This is a genomic window from Streptomyces sp. P9(2023) (genome assembly GCF_032436795.1).
Taxonomy (GTDB): domain Bacteria; phylum Actinomycetota; class Actinomycetes; order Streptomycetales; family Streptomycetaceae; genus Streptomyces.
This window is the reverse complement of sequence record NZ_JAUPWM010000007.1, coordinates 68,755-88,615: the sequence shown is the minus strand read 5'-3', so window position 1 is coordinate 88,615 and position 19,861 is coordinate 68,755. Positions and strand designations below refer to the sequence as shown.

Here is a 19,861-nt window from a genome sequence, read left to right as displayed (position 1 = left end):
GTCCGTCATGACTCAGCCGTAGACGATCCGGCGCAGCTGCCGGAGCGAGAGCTCCGGTGGCGCCACGGCGCGGTGCGGCAGCTCGGCCGCGACGCGCTCGAAAATCTCGGCGTTCACGGCGCCGCCCGACTGCAGCTCGCGGTGGCGGCGGCGGACGAAGTCCTCGGTCGACTCGTCGAAGTACGCCAGCACGTCGAGTACCACCCGGGCTGCCTCACCGCGCTGGAGCGCGGTGCTGCGCACCAGGTGGTCGATGAGGTCGTCATGCGACGGGCGGCGATCGAGCACCTGTGAATACTGAGGGGTACCCCCGGCTCTTCGCAAGAATCCTGCCCGAATTCGGGCAGATGGCTTCATGATCACCGTCCTGGCGGGGGAATTGGTCTATACCTTGACCCGCGGAAGTGGTCCACGGTACGCATGGTGACTGTTCGGATACGCATACCCACAGCCGCGAAGTCCACCGAAAGGGACCATGCCTGTGAGACAGCGCAGAACGCTTCCCCGTGTGCTCGGCGCCCTGCTGCTCCTTGCGGCGGCCGGCATCTCCTGCGTCGGAGCCGCCCCCGCCTCCCACTCCGTCGCCGAACCCACCACCCGCCCGCTCGGCCAGATCGTCCCCGTCCCCGCCTCCGTGGCACCGGCCGGGCAGCCGTACGCGATCACCGGCGCCACCCGCATCCGGATCGACGAGCGCTCCCGCGAGTCCCGCGCGATCGCCGACTACCTCGCCGGCATCCTGCGCCCCTCCACCGGCCACTCCCTGCGCGTCGTCGACGAGGACGAGGCGCGCGGCGGCATCCGGCTCCGCCTCAGCGGCGCGGAGAAGTCGCTCGGCGACGAGGGCTACCGGCTCCAGTCCGGACGCGACGGCATCACCCTCACGGCCCACCGGCCCGCCGGACTCTTCCGCGGCGTCCAGACCCTGCGCCAGCAGCTCCCGGCCGCCGTCGAGATGAGGACCGTCCAGTCCGGGCCCTGGAACGTCGCGGGCGGCACCATCACCGACACCCCGCGCTACGCCTACCGCGGCGCGATGCTCGACGTCTCCCGGCACTTCTTCACCGTCGACCAGGTCAAGCGGTACATCGACCAGCTCGCCCTCTACAAGGTGAACAAGCTGCACCTGCACCTCTCCGACGACCAGGGCTGGCGCATCGCCATCGACTCCTGGCCTCGGCTCGCCACCTACGGCGGCTCCACCCAGGTCGGCGGCGGCCCCGGCGGCTACTACACCAAGGACGACTACAAGGAGATCGTCCGCTACGCCGCCTCCCGCTATCAGGAGGTCGTCCCCGAGATCGACCTGCCCGGCCACACCAACGCCGCCCTCGCCTCGTACGCCGAGCTGAACTGCGACGGCGTCGCCCCGCCGCTCTACACCGGCACCGCCGTCGGCTTCAGCTCGCTGTGCGTGCCGAAGGACATCACGTACGACTTCGTGGACGACGTCATCCGCGAGCTCGCCGCACTCACCCCGGGCAAGTACCTCCACATCGGCGGCGACGAGGCGCACTCCACGCCCCAAGCGGACTACGAGGCCTTCATGGCGAAGGTCCAGCCGATCGTCGCCGCGTACGGCAAGACCGTCGTCGGCTGGCACCAGCTCACCGGCGCCACGCCCGCCAAGGGCGCGCTCGCCCAGTACTGGGGCCTCGACCGTACGGGCGCGGCGGAGAAGGAGCAGGTCGCGGCCGCCGCGCGGAACGGTACCGGGCTGATCCTCTCGCCCGCCGACCGGGTCTACCTCGACATGAAGTACGACAAGGACACCAAGCTGGGCCTCGCCTGGGCCGGCTACGTCGAGGTGCAGAGGTCGTACGACTGGAACCCGGCTGCCTACCTGGCGGGGGCGCCCGCCGAGGCCGTCAAGGGCGTCGAGGCGCCGCTCTGGACGGAGACGATCTCGCAGAACGCGGACATCGACCAGATGGCCTTCCCGCGCCTGCCGGGCGTGGCCGAACTGGGCTGGTCCCCGGCGGCCACGCACGACTGGGAGAGGTACCGCGTGCGCCTTGCGGCGCAGGGGCCGCGTTTCGAGGCCCTCGGGATCGACTACTACCGGTCGCCTCAGGTTCCGTGGCCGGCGCAGTGACGTAAGGACGGGCTCCCCGGAGGACCATACTCCGGGGAGCCCGCCTGTTCTTGAGGGGCTGAGCTACCGTGCGAACCGCGCGATCGGGTTCACCAGGTCGCCGACCAGCTGGAGCGCCGCCGACGGATCCGACAGGTCCACCATCTGCTGGTTGTTGCGCAGCTGGAGGCGGTTGAGCGCGGAGAGCGCGAACGTCTCGGCGAACAGGTCGTACCGGTCGAACTTCTCCGCCAGCTCCGGCTTCGACTCCTGGTAGCCGCGCACGCACTCCGCGACCGTCCGCCAGAACGCGTCCTCGTCGAGCGTGCCCTCCGCCGCCAGCGTCGCCGCGAAGAAGCGGAAGAAGCAGTCGAAGACGTCCGTGAAGATCGAAAGCAGCTTCATGTCCTCCGGGACGTCCGCCCGGATCCGCTCCACCGCCGGCGGCAGCACCGCCGTCGGGTCCATCACGCAGATCTCCTCGGCGATGTCCTTGAACACCGCCCGGACGACCGCGCCCCGCTCGTCGAGGACCAGGATCACGTTCTCGCCGTGCGGCATGTAGACCAGGTCGTACGCGTAGAAGCTGTGCAGCAGCGGCAGCAGGTACGCGTCCAGGTAGCCGCGCAGCCACTCCGTCGGCACCTGGCCCGAGTCCTTGATCAGCGCGGCGGCGAAGGACGCGCCCGCGTGGTCGACATGGAGCAGCGAGGCCATCGTCGCGAGCCGCTCGCCCGGGGCGAGGGAGGCCACCGGCGACTCGCGCCAGAGCGCGGCGAGCATCTTGCGGTACGGGGAGTAGCGGTCGGTGGCCGCCTCGTACTCCAGGTGCCGGTAGCCGACCGCCGCCCGCTCGCGGATGATCGAGAAGCGGGCCGTGGCGAAGACGGGGTCGGCGTCGATCAGCCCCGCCAGCCAGTCGTTGATCGCGGGGGTCGCCTCCATGTACGCCGCCGAGAGCCCGCGCATGAAGCCCATGTTGAGGACCGAGATCGCGGTCTTCACGTAGTGCTTGGCCGGGTCGGCGGTGTTGAAGAAGGTACGGATCGACTGCTGCGCCAGATAGCCGTCGTCGCCCTCGCCCAGGTACACCAGGCGTTCCTGCGCCACCTCGGCGGCGAAGGTGACGGACAGCTTGTTCCACCACTGCCAGGGGTGGACCGGCATCAGCAGGTAGTCGGCGAGGTCCAGGCCCCGCTCGGCGAGGGTCGCGGCGAAGCCGTCGACCGCCGTGTCCCCCAGCTCGGTGCGGATGAACGCGTCGTACTCGATGCCCGCGCCGGCCGTGAAGGTGGTGCGGTCGCGGCGCGCGGCCAGCCAGATCAGGTGGACGGGGGTGGCGGCCTCGGGGGCGTACGCGTGGTACTCGTCGATGCCGAAGCCGAGCCGGCCGTTGTTGGCGACGAAACAGGGGTGGCCCTCGGTCATCCCGGTCTCGATCGCCTGGAAGTCCGCGCGCGCCAGCTCGGCGGCGGTGACGGGCGGCTTGGTCGCCTTGTACGCCGTACCGGAGAGGGTGGAGGAGACCTCCTCCAGGTAGACGGGCAGGACCTCGTCGCTCAGGCCGAGCGAGCCGCGCAGCTCGGTGACGAACTGCAGCGCGTCGAGCGGGAGGTGCTCGTCGCCGCGGTGGCGGCTGATCGACTCGGCGTGGACCTGCCAGTGGTCGAGCGCGTACCGGTCGGCGGTGAAGCGGTACTCGACCGTGCCGTCGTCGCTGAGGACGCGGTAGCGGTCCTCCCCGAGCTCCTGCGGGTTGAGCAGCCGCTCGTGGGCGAACTCGGCGAGGCCCTTGCGGATCAGCGCCCGGTTGGCGTCGGCCCAGCGGGCGGGGGTGAGGTGGGCGACGGGGTTCATATGCGTACTCCCACGGCGGCTTCGAACTGGGCGCGGGTGCAGAAGGACAGCAGCGCCTTCTTCTCCGGCTTCTGGATCTCGCGCTCGGCCACGAAGCCGACGGCCTCGTTGAGCGCGTGGACGGCCTTGTTGGCCACGTCCGGCTCGACGACGACCCGCTCGGTCGCCGGGTCGGCGAACAGCTCGCGCATCACGGCGGTGATGACCCGGCGGGTGAAGCCGTGCACGGGGGTGTCGGTGGGCGCGACGAGGAAGTGCATGCCGACGTCACCGGGGAGCGGCTCGTACAGTCCGACCAGCTCCAGCTGGGAGGGGTCGTACCGCTCCATGAGGATCGCGGGCACGTCGTCGACGAGGCCGATGAAGGCCTCGTGGTGCGGGTTGGCGGCGAATGCCATGTACTCGCGCTCGACGTCCTGGAGCTTCGCGTCCTGCATCATCCAGAAGGCGGCCTTGGGGTGGGTGACCCAGGCGTGGATCAGCTCGGCGTCCGCGAGCGGATCGAGGGGGCGGAAGCGGATGCTCATACTGCGAACTCCTGGAACGCGATGGTCTTCTCGACGGGGTAGTGGTCGTAGCCCAGCATCGCTCCGATGATGTACGCGTTGCGGTACGCGCCCATGCCCAGGTCGGGCGAGGTGATGGAGTGCGTGTGCACGGAGGCGTTCTGCAGGAAGACGCCGCGGCCCGTCGTGTCGATCGAATAGTTGCGGGCGACGTCGAAGCGGCCCTGCCCGTCCCACATGAGGCGGTCCTTGACCGGCTCCAGGAACGCGGGGACGGTGTACTTGTAGCCGGTGGCGAGGATCAGGCCCTCGGTCTCCAGCGTGAAGTCCTTCCCCTGCTCCTCCTGATGGAAGCCGAGCGTGTACGTGCCGCTGGTGCCCGTGCCGCCGGTGTCCGTGCCGCTGGTGTCGTCGTACGCGGCGGAGTGCAGCGCCGAGTTGGTCAGCAGACGAGTCTGGACCGGTCCGGCCAGGTTCTTCTGGTAGAGCAGGTCGAAGATGGCGTCGATCAGCTCGCCGTCGATGCCCTTGAACAGGTTCTTCTGCTGGTTCTCCAGGCGGCTGCGGGTCTGCTCGGGCAGCGCGTGGAAGTAGTCCACGTACTCCGGCGAGGTCATCTCCAGGGTCAGCTTGGTGTACTCCAGCGGGAAGAAGCGCGGGGAGCGGGTCACCCAGTTGAGCCGGTAGCCGTGGACGTCGATCTCGGAGAGGAGGTCGTAGTAGATCTCCGCCGCGCTCTGGCCGCTGCCGACCAGGGTGATCGACTTCTTCTTCTGCAGCGCTTCCTTGTTCTGGAGGTAGCGCGAGTTGTGGATCACGTCGCCGCCGAGGCCCTGGCAGGAGTCGGGGACGTACGGCGGGGTGCCGGTGCCGAGCACGAGCCGGCGGGCCCGGAACGATTCTCCGGCCTCCGTCGTCACCACGTACTCCTCGGCGGTCTCGTCGTAGGTGACGGCGGTGACCGTGGTGGAGAAGCGGATGCTGCTCAGCTGGTCGGCGGCCCAGCGGCAGTAGTCGTTGTACTCGGTCCGCAGCGGGTAGAAGTTCTCGCGGATGTAGAACGAGTACAGCCGCCCCTTCGCCTTCAGGTAGTTCAGGAAGGAGTACGGGGAGGTCGGGTCGGCCATCGTGACCAGGTCCGACATGAAGGGCGTCTGGAGGTGGGCGCCTTCGAGGAACATCCCGGAGTGCCATTCGAAGTCCGGCTTGGACTCCAGGAAGAGGCCGTTCAGTTCGTCGAGGGGCTCGGTGAGGCAGGCGAGGCCGAGGTTGAACGGCCCGAGCCCGATGCCGATGAAGTCAAGAGGCTGCGTGGACAAGGGTCTCTCCCAGGTACTGCTCGGCGTGGCCGGCTATCAGATCGAGGACGGCGGCGATGTCGGGCACGGTCGTCTCGGGGTTGAGCAGGGTGAACTTCAGGTACTGGCGGCCGTCGACCTTCGTCCCGGCGACCACGGCCTCGCCGGAGGCGAAGAGCGCCTTGCGGGCGTAGAGGTTGGCGCGGTCGATCTCGGCGGGGGAGGTGACGGCCTCGGGGATGTAGCGGTAGACGAGCGTGGACAGCTGCGGCTGGACGACCACGTCGTAGCGGGGGTCGGCGGCGAGGAGTTCGAAGCCGGCCGCGGCCAGGTCGCAGACCTCGTCGAAGAGCTCGCCGACGCCGTCGGCGCCCATCACGCGCAGGGTCATCCACAGCTTGAGCGCGTCGAAGCGGCGGGTGGTCTGGAGCGACTTGTCGACCTGGTTCGGGATCTGCTCGGCGACCGTGGGGGTCCCCCCTGCTCGAGCGGAGCCGAGAGCTTGGGGGAGCGGGTTGAGGTAGTCCGCGTGGTACGTGGCGTGGCGCAGGGTGGCCCCGTCCCGGACCAGGAGGGCGGAGGAGCTCACCGGCTGGAAGAAGGACTTGTGGAAGTCGACGGTGACGGAGTCGGCCCGCTCGATGCCGTCCAGGAGGTGGCGGCGGGTGCGCGAGGCGAGCAGCCCGCAGCCGTAGGCGGCGTCGACGTGCATCCAGGCGCCGTACTCGTCGGCCAGGGCGGCGATCTCGTGCAGCGGGTCGATGGAGCCGAAGTCGGTGGTGCCGGCGGTGGCGACGATCGCCATCGGGGTCAGGCCCTCGGCGCGGCAGGCCTCCAACTCGGCGGCGAGGACGACGGACTGCATGCGCCTGGTCCGGTCGACCGGGATGGAGATGACGGCGTCGGGGCCGAGGCCGAGGAGACCGGCGGACTTCTGGACGCTGAAGTGGCTGCAGTCGGAGGTGAAGACGCGGAGCTTGGACAGGTCGCTCGTCTTCGCCTCCTCGCGGGCCAGGAGGAGGGCCTGGAGGTTGGACTGCGAACCCCCGCTGGTGAAGACGCCGTCGGCGGAGCCATCGGCGGACGGAGCGTTGGTGGCCTCGAATCCGATCCGGCCGTTCGTCCAGTCGATCAGCTTGCGCTCGATGAGGGTGCCGCCGGCGCTCTGGTCCCAGGTGTCCAGCGAGGAGTTGACCGCCGAGAGGACGGCCTCGCCGAGGACGGCGGGGATGACGACCGGGCAGTTGAGGTGGCCCAGGTAGCGCGGGTGGTGGAAGTAGACGGCGTCGCGGAGGTAGACGCTCTCCAGCTCGTCGAGGGCGGCGGAGGAGTCGCCGAGCGGCTTGTCGAGGTCGACGGCGGCGACGGTGGGGGCCAGCGCGGCGGGGGTGACACCGGTGAACGGGCGGCGCGTCGTGGCGAGTTTCCTCGCCACCCGCTCGACTCCTTCGGTGACGGAGCGCCGGTAGCTCTCCGCCGTGGCGTCGTTGAGCAGGTGCGAGCGCATGGGGATGGTCCTCCGGACAGGGAGCGGGGAGAGGGGCGATGCAGAAGTAAGGTTAGCCTAACCTAAGTTTGCGAGCAAAAGACCCCCCACCTAGGACAGGTGAGGGGTCGTCGGGCGTACGGAAGGGCTGTGCCGCTACGCGTCTTCCGACGTCTCCGCAGGTGCCTCGCGCAAGGCGTCCTCGGACAGGCCCTTGCGCCAGTAGCCGACGAACGTGACGCGCCGGCGGTCGAGTTCGCGGTCGCGTACGAAGTGACGGCGCAGCTCCTTCACCGAGCCGGACTCGCCCGCGATCCAGACGTACGGGGATGTGCCCGGCAGTTCGGCGGCGCGCACCGCGTCCACGGCGGACGGCGCCCCCTCCTCCCGTACGAGCCAGGTGACCGTGGCGTCGGCCTCGGTGGTCAGCTCGGTCCGGTCGCCGGAGTACGGGACTTCGACGTGGACCAGGGCGGGGATCCCGGCCGGCAGCCACTCCAGGATCGCCGAGGCGGCCGGCAGGGCCGTCTCGTCCGCCCAGATGACGACGGAGTCGGCGTCGGGCGGGAGTTGGAAGCGGACGCCGGTGTTCTCGGCGACCGCCGGGCCGAGCACGACGACCCGGTCACCGGGCTCGGCCTGCTGGGCCCAGCGGCAGGCGGGGCCGCCGTCCTCGTGGAGGGCGAAGTCGATGTCGACCTCGGCCGGGTCGTGGCGTTGCTCCCGGACGGTGTACGAGCGCATCACGGCCCGCTCGTCGTCCGGCATCGCGCGCCAGGCGCCCAGGATCGCGTACATGTCCGGGTCGTCCAGCGGCGGCAGGACCGGGGCCTCCTGGCCGGGGTGGGGCAGGAAGAGGGAGAGCGACTGGTCGCGCCCACCGGCGGCGAAGGCCTTCAGGTCGGTGCCGGTGAAGGTGATCCGGACCAGGGACGGGCCGAGCCGCCTCGTCCGGTCGACCTGGAGGGAGAAGAACTGGAACGGGGCGGTCTCGGCGTTCGTCATGGGTCAGGACACCTTCTTCGCGTTCTCCAGGGCCTTCGCCAGGTCCTCGAGGAGCGGGGCGCACTTGGCGTACGAGTAGATGGGCTCGGTCACGCGCGGGATGACCTGGCCGGCCTTGACGGCGGGCAGCGCGGCCCAGGTCGGCTTGGCCTTGAGCGCCTCGGGCTGGAGGGCCGAGGTGCGGTTGTCGAGCATGATGATGTCGGCCTGGTACTTGTCGACGTTCTCCCAGCTCAGGCCCTCGAACCAGCCGCCCTGGTCAAGCTTGGTGGGCGTGACGATGTTGACGCCCAGCTCCTTGAAGTAGACCGTGTCGGTCGGCCGGACCGGGGTGGAGACGTAGAACAGGTCGGGGGAGCCGGAGCCGATCAGGACCTTGATGTCCTTCTTGCCCTTGGCGGCCTGGCGGACGCGCTCGGCGGCGGCCTCGAAGCGGGCCTTGTCGTCCTGGATCTGCTTGGTCTTCACATCGGCGCCCAGGGAGGCGGCGAGGTCGGCGTGGCGCTGGAGGACGGCCGGCATCGACTTGTCGGCGGCCCACAGGGCGACGCTCGGCGCGATCTTGAGGATCTTGTCCTTCTGCTCGGCCGGGACGTACCAGAGGTCGTTCTTCTCCCACATGTCGGTGATGAGGAGCTCGGGCTGGAGCTTGAGGTACTCCTCGATCTTGAACTCGCCCCAGACGTTGCCGAGGACCTTGACCTTGGCGATGTCGAGGTCGCCGGCCTGGACGTCCGGCTTCTTCTCCTTGGTCTTCGGGTCCTCGACGTAGGTCGGACCGAAGACGCCCTTGACCTCGATGCCGAAGTCCTTGAGGGCGGCGGCCATTCCGGTGAAGGCGACGATGTTCTTCGGGGTGGACTTCGCCTCGACGGCCGTACCGCGGTCGTCGGTGAACTTCCACGGACCGGCCTTCTGCCCGGTGTCGGCGGCATCGCCGCCGCCCGCGCTCTTGGTGCCACAGGCGGCGAGCGCGGCGCCGAGCCCGAGGGCGCCGCCGGCGGTGAGCAGGCCACGACGGGTGAGGGAGGTGACTCGGGCGTTGCTGGGCATGGAGGTGTCGCTTTCGGTACGTGCCGGGTACGGCCGGGGCAAGTCGAAGGTAGGTTAGCCTAACCTCATGTGGATCAGGAGGGGTGGGGCTGAGGTCTGCGTCACATGCCACTGGAATATGCGGTTGGCGTATGCGGGCGCTTCTGAAGTCCGGTCGGACAGGGGCCGGTTACGTGACTCCTGCCGCAATTCACGGCGTTCGTGAGCGCGGCGGCGGAGGGCCACCTCGGCTGACGCCCTCGCGGGGGCGTTACCGTGCAGCGACCGACCGCCGGTGGGCGGCCGGGCCCCACGCCCCGCTGATCACCGTCCGGGGGAGATTCCCCCACCCCACCCCACCCCACCCCACCCCACCCCTTCCCGAACCCCCTGCCGGGAGCGGGTGGGTGGACGTAACTGCGTTGTACTCGCGGTAACCCTGCATGGGTTGTGGGTGTTTCCGGGCGAAACGGCCAAGGGGGCCGGGAGTTCGGGCAGTTATGTTCACTCGCGCAGGCCTGGGGCATGGGGCGCCTGTTTTCCCTGTACGGCGCGGCGGCGGTGAGCGCGGCCGGAGCGAGGGGCCGAGGGGGACGGAGGCTGCCGGCCTGCCCGAAGGCGATCTTGTTCCCCCGCGATTACGGGGGTCGCCCCATCCCGGTTCGAGGTCACCCCAAGCCCTCGGCAGGGTTTCGGGAAGGGGTGGTCACTCCCGCTACTGGAACCGTTCCACAGGCGTGCGCAGGCCGACTCGGCGTCGGTCAGCGGTGTCGTGCGGTGCGCGCTGTAGTAGAGAGAGACGCTCATGGCGGAAGCGTATGACGGGGGTGTGACAGCGGGCCGAGTGCCGGGCCGGCCCCCGCCCGGGACCGAGGCCGACCGAGCTCGGATCAGCCCTCCGGCCGCGAAGTCCACGGCTGGTACTCCAGCCGGACTTTGATGTCCTGCCTGGTCGGCCGCCGGGTGGTGGGGAGCGTACTGGGGTGGTGCCGAGTGCGGGGCGGGGCCGAGCACGGCGATCCATGCCGCGCAAGACCACCCGCCGCGCACGCGCCGATCCCCGCCCAGGCGCGAACTCGCGCCCCGCGTGGCCCCGCCCCCAGGGCCCGCCGCCCCGGGGACCGGCCCCGCCCCGCCCCCTCCGTCACGCCGCCGACAAGCCCAGTTCCCTTGCGATCAGCATGCGCTGGACCTCGCTCGTGCCCTCGCCGATCTCCAGGATCTTGGAGTCGCGCCACATGCGGGCCACCGGGTACTCGTTCATGAAGCCGTAGCCGCCGTGGATCTGGGTGGCCTCGCGGGCGTTGTCGACGGCGACCGTGGAGGAGTACAGCTTCGCCAGCGCCGCCTCCTTCTTGAACGGCTCGCCGAGGACCAGACGGGACGCCGCGTCGCGCCAGCCGATGCGGGCCATGTGCGCCCGCATCTCCATGTCCGCGATCTTGAACTGGATGGCCTGGTTGTCGCCGATCGGGCGGCCGAAGGCGTGACGTTCCTTCGCGTACTTCACGGACTCGTCCACACAGCCCTGCGCGAGCCCCGTCGCGAGCGCCGAGATCGCGATCCGGCCCTCGTCCAGGATCCGCAGGAACTGCGCGTACCCGCGGCCCTCCTCGCCCAGCAGGTTCGCGGCGGGCACGCGGACGTCGTCGAAGGACAGCTCGCGGGTGTCCGAGGCGTTCCAGCCGACCTTGGAGTACGGCGCGGCCACCGTGAAGCCGGGGGTGCCGGACGGGACGATGATCGACGAGATCAGGGGGCGGCCGTCCGCCTTGCGGCCGGTCACGGCCGTCACCGTGACCAGGCCCGTGATGTCCGTACCGGAGTTGGTGATGAAGCACTTCGAGCCGTTGATGACCCAGTCGTCGCCGTCGCGTACGGCCGTCGTGCGGGTCCCGCCCGCGTCCGAGCCCGCGCCGGGCTCCGTCAGGCCGAACGCGCCCAGGATCTCGCCGCTGCACATCCGCGGCAGCCACTCCTGCTTCTGCTCCTCGGTGCCGAAGCGGTAGACGGGCATCGCGCCGAGCGAGACCCCCGCCTCCAGGGTGATGGCGACGGAGGAGTCGACGCGGGCGAGCTCTTCGAGGGCGATGCCGAGGGCGAGGTAGTCGCCGCCCATGCCGCCGTACTCCTCGGGGAACGGCAGCCCGAACAGGCCCATGCGGCCCATCTCGCGGACGATCTCGTACGGGAACTCGTGGCGCTCGTAGTAGTCGCCGATCTTCGGGGCGACGACATCGTGCGCGAACTCCTCGACGGTGCGGCGGAGTTCCTCGTGCTCTTCGGAGAGCCGGTGGTCGAGGGACATGGTTACGTCACTCCTTGTGGGAGAGGGCGCGGACGGTACGGGACGGGCTCGGTCGGCCCAGTTGTTCGGCCATCCACGCGCTGGTGGCGGTGAGGGCGGCGAGGTCGACCCCGGTCTCGATGCCGAGGCCGTCGAGCATCCACACGAGGTCCTCGGTGGCGAGGTTGCCGGTGGCGCTCTTGGCGTAGGGGCAGCCGCCGAGGCCGCCGGCGGAGGCGTCGACGGTGGTGACGCCGTGCCGGAGGGCGGCGAGGGTGTTGGAGAGGGCCTGGCCGTAGGTGTCGTGGAAGTGGACGGCCAGGCGGGAGGTGGGTACGTCGGCCTCGTTCAGGGCCTGGAGGAGCTGCGTGACGTGGCCCGGGGTCGCGACGCCGATCGTGTCGCCGAGGCTCAGCTCGTCGCAGCCCATGTCGGCGAGGGCCTTGGTGACGCGGACGACCTGGGGGATGGGGACGGGCCCCTCCCAGGGGTCGCCGAAGCACATGGAGAGGTAGCCGCGGATGCGGAGGCCCTGCTCTATGGCGCGGGTGACGACGGGCTCGAACATGGCGAGCGCCTCGTCGACGGTCCGGTTGAGGTTGGCCTTCGCGAAGGACTCGGTGGCGGAGGCGAAGACGGCGACGTCGCGGGCGCCGAGGGCGAGGGCGCGGTCGAGACCGCGTTCGTTGGGGACGAGGACGGGGAGCCGTACGGGGAGGTCGCCGACCTGAGGGAACAGCTCCTCGGCGTCGGCGAGCTGGGGGACCCACTTGGGGTGGACGAAGCTGGTCGCCTCGACGGTGGAGAGCCCGGCGGCGGCGAGGCGACGGACGAACTCGGCCTTGGTGGCGGTCGGGACGACGGTCTTCTCGTTCTGGAGACCGTCGCGGGGGCCGACCTCGTGGATCCGGACGCTGCCCGGGAGGGTGGGGTCGGTCACGGTCATGGGCAGACCGGGCGCGGTCATGCTTCCTCCCTGGGGGCCACGACGGCGAGGATCTGGTCCATGGCGACGGTGGAGCCGGGCGTGACGTCCAGCTCGGTGACGGTGCCGGCGTGCGGGGCGGAGATGACGTGCTCCATCTTCATGGCCTCGACGACGAGGAGGCTCTGCCCGGCGACGACCTCGTCCCCGACGGCCACCTTGACGACGGTGACGGTTCCGGGCATGGGCGCGGCGAGCGTGTCGGCCCCGGAGTGCGCCGCCCCGGAGAGCGCGGCGGCGACGGGGTCGTGGTCCTGGACGTGCCAGGAGTCGCCGTCGCGGCCCAACCAGTTGCCGCTGCGGTGGAAGTGGTGGGTGATTCCGTCCACCGAGACGGTGACCGTCCCGGCCGTGACGCTCGCCCCCACCGGAGCCTGTGCTGTCACGGGTTCGAGTCCCGCTACTCGCAGCGGGCTGACGAGGGGAGCGGGGCTGCCGCCGAGACGCCACCCGCTCGGTACGGAGAAGGGGTCCGTCCAGCCGTCCCGGGACTCGGGAGCCAGTTCCGCGAGCCGCACGGCCGCCGCCGCCGCGTACACCTCGTCCGGGACGCCCTCCGGGACCAGGGTCTCCGCGTCCCGTTCCACCAGGCCCGTGTCCAGGTCGCCCGCGACCACCGACTCGTGGGCCAGTAGGCGGCGCAGGAAGCCCGCGTTCGTGGGGACGCCCAGGGTTACCGTGTTCGCCAGGGCCGCGCGGAGGCGGCGGAGGGCCGCCGGTCGGTCCGCCGCGTGGACGATCACCTTCGAGAGCATCGGGTCGTACAGGCTGCCGACCTCCGTGCCCTCGCTCAGGCCGGAGTCCGTGCGCACCCCGTCTCCCTGCGGCTCGTGCAGGGAGAGGACCGTGCCGCCCGACGGGAGGAAGCCGCGCGAGGGGTCCTCCGCGCAGATCCTTGCCTCGATCGACCAGCCGCTGAGGTGGATGTCCGACTGTGCGAACGCCAGCTCCTCGCCCGCCGCCACCCGCAGCTGCCACTCCACCAGGTCCACGCCCGTGATCAGCTCCGTCACCGGGTGTTCCACCTGGAGGCGGGTGTTCATCTCCATGAAGTAGTACGAGGACGGGTCGTCGCCCGGCACGATGAACTCGACCGTTCCCGCGCCCCGGTATCCGCACGACCTCGCCGCCTCCACCGCCGCCGCGCCCATCTGCTCCCGGAGTTCCGGGGTCAGGAGCACGCTCGGGGCCTCTTCGATGATCTTCTGGTGGCGCCGCTGCAACGAGCATTCACGCTCGCCCAGGTGCACCACGTTGCCGTGCGCGTCCGCCAGGACCTGGATCTCGATGTGGCGCGGGCGGTCGATCCAGCGCTCCACCAGGAGCGTGTCGTCGCCGAACGAGGAGCGAGCCTCCCGCCTTGCCGACGCGATCTCGTCCGTCAGCGTCGACAGGTCGCGTACCAGGCGCATGCCCTTCCCGCCGCCGCCCGCCGACGGCTTCAGCAGCACCGGCGCGCCCAGCTCCCGCGCCGCCGCCTCCAGTTCCGGGTCCGCCGCGCCCGGCACCACCGGGACGCCCGCGGCCTTCACGGTCTCCTTCGCCCGGATCTTGTCGCCCATCAGTGAAATGGCCGTTGCCGGGGGGCCGATGAACGTCAGGCCCGCCTCCTCGCAGGCCCGCGCGAAAGCCGCGTTCTCCGCCAGGAAGCCGTACCCCGGGTGCACCGCCTGCGCGCCCGTGCGCCGGGCCGCGTCCAGCAGCGCCGCCACCGACAGGTACGACTCCGAGGCCGGCGGCGGGCCGATCCGTACCGCGGTGTCCGCCTCCCGGACATGGCGGGCGTCCGCGTCCGCGTCGCTGTACACCGCCACCGACCGGACGCCCAGTGCGCGCAACGTGCGGATGACGCGGACCGCGATCTCGCCACGGTTCGCGACGAGCACTGTGTCGAACATCTTCTGAGGCATCTTCTGAGGTCCCCTCACATCCGGAAGACGCCGAACTGGGGGTCACCCAGCGGCGCGTTGGCGCAGGCCGTCAGGGCGAGGCCCACCACCTGGCGGGTCTCCATCGGGTCGATGACCCCGTCGTCCCAGAGCCGCGCCGTGGCGTAGTACGCGCTGCCCTGGGTCTCGTACTGCGCGCGGATCGGGGCCTTGAAGGCCTCCTCGTCCTCCGCGCTCCACTCGTCGCCGCGGGCGTCGTGCTGGTCCCGCTTGACCGTCGCGAGGACGGACGCCGCCTGCTCGCCGCCCATGACCGAGATTTTGGCGTTGGGCCACATCCACAGGAACCGCGGCGAGTACGCCCGGCCGCACATCGAGTAGTTGCCCGCGCCGTACGAGCCGCCGACGACCACGGTCAGCTTCGGCACGCGCGTGGTCGCCACCGCCGTGACCATCTTCGCGCCGTGCTTGGCGATGCCGCCCGCCTCGTAGTCCTTGCCGACCATGAAGCCCGAGATGTTCTGGAGGAAGAGGAGCGGGATCCCGCGCTGGTCGCACAGCTCGATGAAGTGCGCGCCCTTCTGCGCCGACTCCGAGAACAGGATGCCGTTGTTGGCGACGATCCCCACCGGGTGCCCGTGGATCCGGGCGAAGCCGGTGATCAGCGTCTGCCCGTACTCCGCCTTGAACTCCTGGAAGCGCGACGCGTCCACGATCCGCGCGATCACCTCCCGTACGTCGTACGGGGTACGGGAGTCCACCGGCACCGCGCCGTACAGCCCCGCCGGGTCCACCTTCGGCTCCTCGGCCGGCTCGACCGACCAGGGGAGCGGCCCCCGGGAGGGGAGCGTCGCGACGATGTTCCGGACGATGCGGAGCGCGTGCGCGTCGTCCTCCGCCAGGTGGTCGGTGACGCCCGACGTACGGGAGTGGACCTCGCCGCCGCCCAGCTCCTCCGCCGTGACGACCTCGCCGGTCGCCGCCTTCACCAGCGGCGGTCCGCCGAGGAAGATCGTGCCCTGGTTCCGTACGATCACGGCCTCGTCGCTCATCGCCGGGACGTACGCGCCGCCGGCCGTGCACGAGCCGAGGACCGCCGCGATCTGCGGGATGCCGGCGCCCGACATCCGGGCCTGGTTGTAGAAGATCCGGCCGAAGTGCTCGCGGTCCGGGAAGACCTCGTCCTGCATCGGCAGGAACGCGCCGCCCGAGTCCACCAGGTAGAGGCAGGGGAGACGATTCTCCAGCGCCACCTCCTGGGCCCGGAGGTGCTTCTTGACCGTCATCGGGTAGTACGTGCCGCCCTTGACGGTCGCGTCGTTCGCGACGATCACGCACTCCCGGCCGGAGACGCGGCCGATGCCCGCGATCACGCCGGCGGCCGGCGCCGCGTCCCCGTACATCCCGTTCGCCGCGAGGGGTGCCAGCTCCAGGAAGGGCGAACCCGGGTCGAGGAGGGTGTCCACCCGGTCCCGTGGCAGCAGCTTGCCGCGCGCGGTGTGCCGGGCGCGGGCCTTCTCGCCGCCGCCGAGCGCGACCGCCGCGAGCTTGGCGCGGAGCGTGGTGGCCAGCTCCTCGTGCGCCGCCTCGTTGGCCTGCCAGGCCGCGGACGCGGGGTCCGCCGCGCTCGTCAGCACAGGTGCCTGCTGCATCCCTCGAGCTCCCTTGCTCGGTTAATGAGCGTTAACGTATGTCCTTCAGGTTAACGACCGCTAACCCTGTTGTCTAGAATCGTCTTCATGACCACCACCGCCAGGACCGACGCCCCCACGCGACGCGAGCAGATCCTCAAAGAGGCCGCTCGCCTCTTCGCCGAGCGCGGCTTCCACGGCGTGGGAGTCGACGAGATAGGAGCGGCGGTCGGGATCAGCGGTCCCGGCCTCTACCGGCACTTCCCCGGCAAGGACGCGATGCTCGCGGAGCTGCTCGTCGGGATCAGTGAGCGGCTCCTCGACGGGGGGCGGCTGCGCGTCGGCGACGCGGCGGGTGACCCGCGGGAACTGCTCCGCGCGCTCATCGACGGGCACATCGACTTCGCGCTCGACGACCGGCCGCTGATCACCCTCCACGACCGGGAGCTCGACCGGCTCAAGGACGAGGACCGCAAGCGGGTGCGGCAGTTGCAGCGGCAGTACGTGGAGTTGTGGGTGGCGGTGGTACGGGAGCTGTATCCCGGGGCGTCCGAGGGGGAGGCGCGGGCGGCCGTTCACGCCGTCTTCGGGCTGCTGAACTCGACGCCGCACCTCGCCGCGCTGGGGCGCGAGTCGATGGAGGAGCTGCTGCGCCGGCTCGCCCACGGGGCGTTCGGGGCGCTGGGCGGACAGCCGGGCGATCAGATCCCCGGGTGACCGGCCGGCCGGATCCCGGCGGGTTCACGTCTGACACGACGAGTCCATGACACGCGGGGATTCGGGGGAGTCGCCCGACCGGGCGGCGGTACTGCGGGAGATCGGCGCCGCCCTGGTGGAGGCGGTGCCCGAGGGCTGGCGCCGCGTCCGGTTCGAGTTCTTCGGCACGGTCCAGGTCGACTCGGCCCTCCTGGAGTCGGTGTCGGACGACGGGTCGGCCAGCCGGCACTCCGTGCCGAGGGTGGCCATGCGGGAGTTCGACCGGTTGCGTTCCACGATGTACCGGCCGGGCGCGGGCACCTGGTTCACCGCCCGCTACGTCATCGAACGCTCGGGGGAGTCCACGATCGACTTCGATCACGACAACGAACCGGGTTTCGTCCCGCAGTTGACCGCGGGCGCCTACCTGGTCGACTTCGAGCGCTTTCCCCGCGACGAGGAGAACACCCCCGAGTGGCTGCGGGACAGGCTCCGCGAGGCCCGGGCCGCCCGGGCGCGGGCGTGAGGCGCGACTCGACCGGGAGTGCGAGGGAATCGGCTGGGACTCCGGCCCGGCGGCCCGGCAGAATGAGCACCATGCCGATACTCAGTCGCCCCGCCCTTGTCGAGCACCTCGTACGGACCCGGATCGCGGGAGACGTCGCCACGCCGCGTGACAACAACCTCTCCCACTACCGCAAGCTCGCCAACGGCGACCGGCACTACTGGCTCGGGCTCGAGCTCGGGGACCGGTGGACCGACGAGCAGGACGTGCTCGCCGTGATGGCCGAGCGGTGCGGGGTGAACGACGACCCCGCCCACCGCGCCGGGCAGGACACCATCGACCCCGAGCTGACCGTCGACGCGATCGACCGGGCCGCCGCCCGCCTGCGCAAGGCCGCCGCGGGGAAGGAGCGGGTGCTCTTCGCGACCGGGCACCCGGGTGCGCTGATCGACGCCCACAGCCGGGTCGCCGCCGGGCTGCGGGCCAAGGGCTGCGACATCGTACGGATCCCCGGCGGGCTCACCGCCGACGAGGGGTACGTCGTGCAGTTCGCGGACGTCGCCGTCTTCGAGCGGGGCGCGACCCTCTGGCACACCCATTCCCCCGAGCCCATGAACGCGATCCTGGACGGCCTGGAGGCCCTGGGCGAGCCGCTGCCCGACCTCGTCGTCGCCGACCACGGCTGGGCCGGCCGGGCAGGTCAGCGCGGGATCGACTCCGTCGGTTACGCCGACTGCAACGACCCCGCCCTCTTCATCGGCGAGGCCGAGGGCACCATGCAGGTCACGATCCCGCTGGACGACCACGTCATCGACCCCCGCTCCTACGAGCCGCTCACCGACTACCTGCTGGACGCGTCCGGCCTGCTCTGACGCCGCGCCGGACCGCGGGTGCGCCGTGAAGGGGCGGACCGGTCGTCCGTCCACACGGTCGAACCATCGCTCGGTCGGGGGACTTTCCGCGACTTCCGGTGCGTCATATAGTGGGGGGTATATATGTTCGGCTGTATGGAAGATCCCTACACTGTCGAGATCGAGCCGGAGGTCCGCCTGTGGCTGGCAAACCTGCCGGTGCGCGACTACCTCAACGTCGAGGACATCGTCGACCGTCTCGTGCATTTTCCGACCACTCTCGGGGAGCCGTACGCACGCCACCTGGGAGGTCCCGTCCGTGAGTTGCGCTTCAGCCTTGGGCATGACCGTGATGCCGTACGGATTCCGTATTGGCTCGGCCCGGGACGGAGGATCATCCTGCTGACGGTTTTCCGCAAGAGCAGGCAACGCGAGGCGGCGGAAGTGGACCGCGCGCTCCGGACCCAGGCGGTCTGCGCGGCCGAGCACGGGCCCGCCCATGAGGAATTCGCTCGCAACATCGAGGAGGAGCGGCACTGATGACAGGCCACATGCGATGGAAGCTCGCCCGTGACAAGCAGGTTGCCGAGGGGATCAGTGAAGGTCCCGAGGTGGCGAGGATGCGCGAGGAGATCCGGCTGGCTCACGACCTCGGGCAGGCTGTCTACGACCGGCGGACCGAGCTCGGACTTTCCCAGACCGAGCTGGCCAAGCTGGCCGGTATGACCCAGCCGCAGATTTCCAAGCTGGAGCTGGGCGGGACCATGCCGACGCTGCCCCTGCTGGCCCGGCTGGCGCGGGCGATGGACGCGGCCCTCGAACTGGAGCTGGTCGGGGACACCTCGCGCGTCGCCTTCACCGCGCGTACCAGCGCGGCCTGATCCGCGTCAGTCGCGGCGCGGAACGCGAACGACACCCTCCTGGATGACGGAGATCGCCAGCCGGCCGTCCTGCGTGTAGATCCGGGCCTGGCCCAGGCCACGGCCGCCCGAGGCGGACGGCGACTCCTGGTCGTACAGCAGCCATTCGTCGGCCCGGAACGGCCGGTGGAACCACATCGCGTGGTCCAGCGAGGCCCCGACGACGTCCCCGACCGCCCAGCCACCCCGCCCGTGGGCGAGCAGCACCGAGTCGAGCAGCGTCATGTCGGAGACGTACGTCGCCAGGCAGACGTGGAGCAGAGGATCGTCGGCCAGCTTGCCGTTCGTACGGAACCAGACCTGCGAGCGCGGCTCGCGCGGCTCACCGACCGAGCCCCAGGGCGGGGTGTCGACGTACCGCAGGTCCACCGCCGCCCGCGCCTCCACCAGCCGTGCGGCGACATCCGCCGGGAGGTGGCGGGGCAGCATCTCGGCGGCCGTCGGCAGCGTCTCCGGGTCCGGCGAGGCGGGCATGTCGTACTGGTGCTCAAGCCCCTCCTCGTACGTCTGGAAGGACGCGGAGAGGTGGAAGATCGGCTGCCCGTGCTGGACGGCGACGACCCGCCGGGTGGTGAAGGACCGGCCGTCGCGGATCCGGTCGACCGTGTACACGATCGGCGCGCCCGGGTCCCCGGCGCGCAGGAAGTACGCGTGCAGGGAGTGCGCGAGGCGGTCCTCGGGGACGGTCCGGCCCGCCGCGACCAGCGCCTGGGCGGCCACCTGGCCGCCGAAGACGCGGGGGACGACGGCGGACCGGGACTGTCCCCGGAAGAAGTCCTGCTCGATCTGCTCCAGGTCGAGCAGATCGAGCAGGGCGTCCAGAGCCTGGGTCACGTGGA

At 70.7% G+C, this 19,861-nt stretch carries 18 protein-coding genes; 6 read left to right on the top strand and 12 right to left on the bottom strand.

Annotated elements, in window-relative coordinates:
* Positions 1-12 precede the first annotated feature (12 nt).
* Positions 13-288: a hypothetical protein gene (locus tag Q5762_RS12680; protein WP_315892144.1), complete on the bottom strand. Its 276-nt coding sequence runs from the start codon at positions 286-288 to the stop codon at positions 13-15.
* A gap of 187 nt (positions 289-475) precedes the next feature.
* Here Q5762_RS12680 and Q5762_RS12675 point away from each other — a divergent pair, with 187 nt between their 5' ends.
* The gene (locus Q5762_RS12675) at positions 476-2,095 is read left to right on the top strand and encodes a beta-N-acetylhexosaminidase (protein WP_399495014.1); all 1,620 of its coding nucleotides are present in this window, start codon (positions 476-478) and stop codon (positions 2,093-2,095) included.
* Positions 2,096-2,158: 63 nt separating this feature from the next.
* Here the strand turns inward: Q5762_RS12675 and Q5762_RS12670 are convergent, their stop codons facing one another.
* From Q5762_RS12670 to Q5762_RS12625, 10 genes are all read right to left on the bottom strand, one after another.
* A complete protein-coding gene (locus Q5762_RS12670; RefSeq protein ID WP_315892142.1) occupies positions 2,159-3,931 on the bottom strand; it encodes an IucA/IucC family siderophore biosynthesis protein in 1,773 nt (590 codons plus the stop codon).
* A complete protein-coding gene (locus Q5762_RS12665) occupies positions 3,928-4,458 on the bottom strand; it encodes a GNAT family N-acetyltransferase (RefSeq protein WP_315892141.1) in 531 nt (176 codons plus the stop codon). Before Q5762_RS12665 ends, Q5762_RS12670 begins: the two co-directional genes overlap by 4 nt.
* The gene (locus Q5762_RS12660; RefSeq protein ID WP_315892140.1) at positions 4,455-5,756 is read right to left on the bottom strand and encodes a lysine N(6)-hydroxylase/L-ornithine N(5)-oxygenase family protein; all 1,302 of its coding nucleotides are present in this window, start codon (positions 5,754-5,756) and stop codon (positions 4,455-4,457) included. Before Q5762_RS12660 ends, Q5762_RS12665 begins: the two co-directional genes overlap by 4 nt.
* Positions 5,737-7,242 (bottom strand): aspartate aminotransferase family protein, encoded by a 1,506-nt coding sequence (locus Q5762_RS12655; RefSeq protein ID WP_315892139.1) that lies wholly within the window; start codon positions 7,240-7,242, stop codon positions 5,737-5,739. The genes Q5762_RS12660 and Q5762_RS12655 overlap by 20 nt, the downstream gene beginning before the upstream one ends.
* A gap of 135 nt (positions 7,243-7,377) precedes the next feature.
* Positions 7,378-8,226 (bottom strand): siderophore-interacting protein, encoded by an 849-nt coding sequence (locus Q5762_RS12650; protein ID WP_315892138.1) that lies wholly within the window; start codon positions 8,224-8,226, stop codon positions 7,378-7,380.
* A gap of 3 nt (positions 8,227-8,229) precedes the next feature.
* Complete coding sequence (locus Q5762_RS12645; protein ID WP_315892137.1) at positions 8,230-9,279, bottom strand: ABC transporter substrate-binding protein; 1,050 nt, start codon at positions 9,277-9,279, stop codon at positions 8,230-8,232.
* Between the two features lie 1,123 nt (positions 9,280-10,402).
* Entirely contained in the window at positions 10,403-11,566 is a 1,164-nt protein-coding gene (locus Q5762_RS12640) for an acyl-CoA dehydrogenase family protein (RefSeq protein WP_315892136.1), read from the bottom strand.
* Positions 11,567-11,573: 7 nt separating this feature from the next.
* Positions 11,574-12,512, bottom strand: coding sequence for a hydroxymethylglutaryl-CoA lyase (locus tag Q5762_RS12635; protein ID WP_315892135.1), 939 nt, complete (start codon positions 12,510-12,512; stop codon positions 11,574-11,576).
* Entirely contained in the window at positions 12,509-14,428 is a 1,920-nt protein-coding gene (locus tag Q5762_RS12630; RefSeq protein ID WP_315892134.1) for a biotin carboxylase N-terminal domain-containing protein, read from the bottom strand. Before Q5762_RS12630 ends, Q5762_RS12635 begins: the two co-directional genes overlap by 4 nt.
* Before the next feature lie 26 nt (positions 14,429-14,454).
* Positions 14,455-16,071, bottom strand: coding sequence for a carboxyl transferase domain-containing protein (locus tag Q5762_RS12625; RefSeq protein ID WP_315892133.1), 1,617 nt, complete (start codon positions 16,069-16,071; stop codon positions 14,455-14,457).
* An 87-nt stretch (positions 16,072-16,158) separates the two neighbouring features.
* Between Q5762_RS12625 and Q5762_RS12620 the strand changes: the two genes are divergently transcribed.
* The 5 genes from Q5762_RS12620 to Q5762_RS12600 all read left to right on the top strand — a co-directional run bounded on the left by Q5762_RS12620 (position 16,159) and on the right by Q5762_RS12600 (position 18,983).
* Entirely contained in the window at positions 16,159-16,767 is a 609-nt protein-coding gene (locus tag Q5762_RS12620) for a TetR/AcrR family transcriptional regulator (RefSeq protein ID WP_315892132.1), read from the top strand.
* Positions 16,768-16,813: 46 nt separating this feature from the next.
* On the top strand, positions 16,814-17,272 hold the full coding sequence (locus tag Q5762_RS12615; RefSeq protein WP_315892131.1) for a hypothetical protein: 459 nt from the start codon (positions 16,814-16,816) through the stop codon (positions 17,270-17,272).
* 71 nt (positions 17,273-17,343) lie between these two features.
* Complete coding sequence (locus Q5762_RS12610) at positions 17,344-18,123, top strand: phosphatase (RefSeq protein WP_315892130.1); 780 nt, start codon at positions 17,344-17,346, stop codon at positions 18,121-18,123.
* A gap of 135 nt (positions 18,124-18,258) precedes the next feature.
* On the top strand, positions 18,259-18,642 hold the full coding sequence (locus tag Q5762_RS12605; RefSeq protein WP_315892129.1) for a type II toxin-antitoxin system RelE/ParE family toxin: 384 nt from the start codon (positions 18,259-18,261) through the stop codon (positions 18,640-18,642).
* Entirely contained in the window at positions 18,642-18,983 is a 342-nt protein-coding gene (locus tag Q5762_RS12600) for a helix-turn-helix transcriptional regulator (protein WP_315892128.1), read from the top strand. The genes Q5762_RS12605 and Q5762_RS12600 overlap by 1 nt, the downstream gene beginning before the upstream one ends.
* A gap of 6 nt (positions 18,984-18,989) precedes the next feature.
* Here the strand turns inward: Q5762_RS12600 and tesB are convergent, their stop codons facing one another.
* Complete coding sequence (tesB, locus tag Q5762_RS12595) at positions 18,990-19,856, bottom strand: acyl-CoA thioesterase II (RefSeq protein WP_315892127.1); 867 nt, start codon at positions 19,854-19,856, stop codon at positions 18,990-18,992.
* Between the last annotated feature and the right edge of the window lie 5 nt (positions 19,857-19,861).